The organism is Kitasatospora indigofera (assembly GCF_014655955.1).
Taxonomy (GTDB): domain Bacteria; phylum Actinomycetota; class Actinomycetes; order Streptomycetales; family Streptomycetaceae; genus Kitasatospora; species Kitasatospora indigofera.
Window position 1 is genome coordinate 1 of the sequence record NZ_BNBO01000175.1, and the last position, 766, is coordinate 766.

1 protein-coding gene is annotated in these 766 nt (G+C 67.0%); it reads left to right on the forward strand.

What is annotated here, in order from left to right; genetic code table 11:
- On the forward strand, positions 1-764 hold a 764-nt coding region (locus tag IE329_RS40025), incomplete at its 5' end, for a glycoside hydrolase family 16 protein (RefSeq protein WP_190215990.1).
- Positions 765-766 lie beyond the last annotated feature (2 nt).

Genomic DNA, 766 nt, shown 5'->3' on the forward strand with positions numbered 1-766 from the left:
CGGCCGTCCAGCAGCACGGCTGGACGGTCAAGTCCGGCCAGGGCGGCCCCGGTGTGCCCGGAGCCACCTGGTCCCCGCAGGACATCACGTTCCAGTCCTCCGGCGGCAACAGCATCATGAACCTCCGCCTCACCACCGACGGCACGGCCTCCGGTACCAAGGAGACCGAACTCCAGACCACGGCGCGGAAGTTCAAGAACGGCACCTACGCCGCGCGGGTCAAGTTCAACGACACCCCGACCGGCGGCCCCGACGGCGACCACGTCAACCAGACCTTCTTCACCTTCACCCCGCTCAACGCGCCGATGGACCCGAACTACAGCGAGCAGGACTTCGAGTACCTGCCGAACGGCGGCTGGGGCGAGCAGAGCAACATCATGTACGAGACCTCCTGGGAAACGTACAACCCGGACCCGTGGAACGCCGTCAACGCCCACGGCCAGCAGCGGCAGTCCTACGACGGCTGGCACGACCTGCTCCTGACCGTCGACAACACCAGCATCACGTACTACATCGACGGCCAGGCCGTCGCCACCCACGGCGAGCCGTACCTGCCCGAGACGCCGCAGTGGATCGACTTCAACCACTGGCTGATCGACCTCAACGGCCAGACCAGCAGCACCCCGCGGTCGTACAACCAGCAGGTCGACTACGTGTACTTCGTCAAGGACCAGGTGCTCACCCCGGCCCAGGTCTCCGCGAAGGTCTCCGGCTACCGCACCGCCGGCACCACCTTCACCGACACCGTCCCCGCCACCGGCTGACC